Source organism: Reyranella sp. (genome assembly GCF_050185545.1).
Classification (GTDB): Bacteria; Pseudomonadota; Alphaproteobacteria; order Reyranellales; family Reyranellaceae; genus Reyranella.
In genome coordinates, this window is the sequence record NZ_JBFWZI010000345.1 from 1 (window position 1) to 3525 (window position 3525).

1 protein-coding gene is annotated in these 3525 nt (G+C 69.5%); it reads right to left on the minus strand.

Annotated elements, in window-relative coordinates; translation table 11 throughout:
* Nucleotides 1-16: 16 nt before the first annotated feature.
* On the minus strand, nucleotides 17-3525 hold a 3509-nt coding region (gene mfd / locus AB7O82_RS37785; RefSeq protein WP_428621891.1), incomplete at its 5' end, for a transcription-repair coupling factor.

The following is a 3525-nucleotide window of genomic DNA, read 5'->3' on the forward strand; positions in this document are numbered from 1 at the left end:
GCCGCGCTGCCGCTTCTCAAGCCGCGAGCTTCGCCAAAGCCGAAACGATCGAGGTTACGCCGGAAAGCCGCTGGCGCTCGTCGTTCCAGACCCGCTGCACCATCACGCGGTGGTCCGGGCGCAGGCGCACCAAAGGCGCGTTCTTCTGCAGCCAGGCGATGAGCCTGTCGGGGTTGGCGAACTTGTTGTCGTGCAGCGACAGCACGACCGCCTTCTCGCCGGCGTCGATGCGATCCACCCCGGCGGCACGACACAGGAGCTTCAGCGCCACGGTGTTCAGCAGGAACTCGGCTTCCGGCGGCATCTTGCCGAAGCGGTCGACCATCTCGGCGGCGAACGAATCGATCTCGCCCTGGCTGGCGAGCGCGCCGATGCGGCGGTAAAGGCCCATGCGCACCGACAGGTCGGAGACGTACTCCTCCGGGATCAGGACCGGGATGCCGAGATTGAGCTGGGGCGACCAGTCGGCCCGTTCGGCCTCGCGTGCCTGCCCGCGCGCCGCCTCGACCGCCTCCTCCAGGAGCTGCTGATAGAGCTCGATGCCGACCTCGCGGATATGGCCCGATTGCTCCTCGCCCAGAAGGTTGCCGGCGCCGCGGATATCGAGGTCGTGGCTGGCGAGCTGGAAGCCCGCACCCAGGGTGTCGAGGGTCTGCATCACCTCGAGACGCTTGGCCGCCGCCTCGTTCAGCGCCCGCCCCGGCGGCACGGTGAGATAGGCATAGGCCCGCATCTTGCCGCGGCCGATGCGGCCGCGCAGCTGGTAGAGCTGGGCCAAGCCGAACATGTCGGCGCGATGGATCACCATGGTGTTGGCGTTGCGGATGTCGAGCCCGCTCTCGACGATGTTGGTCGACAGCAGCACGTCGAACTTGCCGTCGACGAACTCCTGCATGGTGTTCTCGATGGTGGTCGGCGCCAGCCGCCCGTGTGCCATGCCCAGGCGAATCTCGGGCACGAGCTCGCGCAGGTCGTTCGCCACCTGGGCCAGATCCTCGATGCGCGGGCAGACATAGAAGCTCTGGCCGCCGCGATATTGTTCGCGCAACAGAGCTTCCCGGATCGTGACACCGTCGAACGGCGTGACGAAGGTGCGCACCGCCAGGCGGTCGACCGGCGGCGTAGCGATCACGCTCATGTCGCGCACGCCGGTGAGCGCGAGCTGCAGGGTGCGCGGGATGGGTGTCGCCGTGAGCGTCAGCACGTGGACGTCCGCGCGCAGCTCCTTCAGGCGTTCCTTGTGGGCGACGCCAAAATGCTGCTCCTCGTCGACGATCAACAGGCCGAGATCCTTGAACTCGACGCTCTTGGCGAGCAGCGCGTGGGTGCCGACGACGATGTCGAGCGTGCCCTCCTTCATCGCCTCCTTGGTGGCCTTGGCCTCCTTGGCGCCGACCAGGCGCGACAGCCGGCCGATGCGTACCGGCAGGCCGGCGAAGCGCTCCACGAACGTGCGATGGTGCTGGCGCGCCAGCAGCGTGGTCGGGCCGATCACCGCCACCTGCTTGCCCGACAGGGCGGCGGCGAAGGCGGCGCGCAGGGCAACCTCGGTCTTGCCGAAACCGACGTCGCCGCAGATCAGGCGGTCCATCGGCTTGCCCGACGACAGATCCTCCATGACGTCGGCGATGGCCTGGAGCTGGTCGTCGGTCTCGGCATAGGGGAAGCGGGCGCAGAACTCCTCGTACAGCCCCTCGGGCGGGCTCATGGTTTCGCCGCGCCGCACGGCACGCTCGGCGGCGATCCTGATCAGCCGGTCGGCCATGTCGGCGATGCGCTGCTTCAGCCGCGCCTTGCGCGACTGCCACGCGACGCCGCCCAGGCGGTCGAGCGGCGCGCCCTCCTCCGAGGCGCCGTAGCGGCTCAGCACGTCGATGTTCTCGACCGGCACGAACAGCTTGTCGCCGCCATCGTAGGTGAGCCTGAGGCAATCGTGCCGCGCGTTCTGGATCTCCAGCGTCACCAGCCCTTCGTAGCGCCCGACGCCGTGTTCGCGATGGACGACCAGGTCACCCTCGCTCAGCGCCGAGGCCTCGGCAATGAAGCGTTCGGACGGCCGCCGCTTCTTGGCCGGGCGCGACAGCCGGTCGCCAAGGATGTCCTCCTCGCCGATGACCTCGAGCGCCTCGAGCACGAAGCCATGGTCGATCGGCCACACGGCGATGCCCAACGCGCCCGGCGGCAGACCGAGCACCGTGGCGTAATCCGCGACAGGCACCGGCGTCGTGGCGCCGTGCTCCTGCACCAGGTGCTGCAGGCGATTGGCCGAGCCCTCGGTGTAGCCCGCGATCACTACCCGCCGTCCCGCGTCGTTGGCCGCCTTGACGTGCCTGGTCACCTCGTCGAACAGATTGACTCCCTGCGCCGTGCGCGCCTTGGCGAAGCCTTCGTGACGCCGGCCGTGCAGGTCGACGGAGTTGGCCACGTCCGGCGTGGTGTCGAAGGTCGTGAGCTGCGCCACGGTGTGGCCGTCGAGCAGGTGCTCCCATTCCGACGGCTTGAGGTAGAGCCGTTCGGGCGGCACCGGTCGGTAGTCGGCGGCGCCGCTCATGCCGCCCTTGGCGCCGGTCTTCAGGCGGGCGTCGTAATAGTCGACGATCAGCTCGTGGCGCGCCTGGAAGGCCTCGGCGATCTGGTGGTCGGCCGTGACGATCGCCTGGTCGCAGTAATCGAGCAGGGTCTCCAGCCGCTCGTGGAACAGCGGCAGCCAGTGCTCCATGCCGACATGACGCTGCCCGGCCGAGACGGCCTCGTAGAGCACATCGTCGGCGACATTGCCGAACAGCTCGCGATAGCCACCGCGGAACCGCGCGATCGAGGCTTCGGTCAAGAGCACCTCGCTCACCGGCAGCAGGACGACCTCGTCGCGCGTGCCGGTCGAGCGCTGGCTCATCGGATCGAACGAGCGGATCGTCTCCAGCGAATCGCCGAACAGGTCGAGACGCAGCGGCTCGTTGGTGCCGGGCGGAAAGAGATCGATGAGGCCGCCGCGCACGGCGTATTCGCCGGGCTCCATCACGGTCTCGGAGCGGCCGTAGCCGTTCTCGCCGAGAAATCGGGTCAGCCAGGCGACATCGACGGTCTGGCCGCGCCGCAGGACGACCGCGGCCTCGGCGTAGAGGCTGCGCGGCGGCACCTTCTGCAGCGCCGCGCCGACCGAGGCCAGGATGACCCGGGCCGGCGCGCCGGGCTTGCGCGGCGCCGCCAGGCGCACCAGCGTCTCCAGCCGCTCGGCCACGATGTCGGGGTGCGGCGACATGCGGTCGTAGGGCAGGCAGTCCCAGGCCGGGAAGACCAGGACCTCGCGGTCGGGCGCGAAGAAGCGCAACCCGTCCTGCAGCCGCTCCAGCCGCTGACCGTCGCGCGCCACGTGCAGAATGTCGCGCCCGCCCGTCGTGCGCGCCAGCTCGGCCAGCACCAGCGCATCAGCGCCCTCGGGCAGCCCGGCAACCGTCCAGCGCCCGGCTCGGCGCGGGATGGTGGCAAGGACTTCGGAAAGGGGAGTCATTTCAGGCCCTCCTCCCC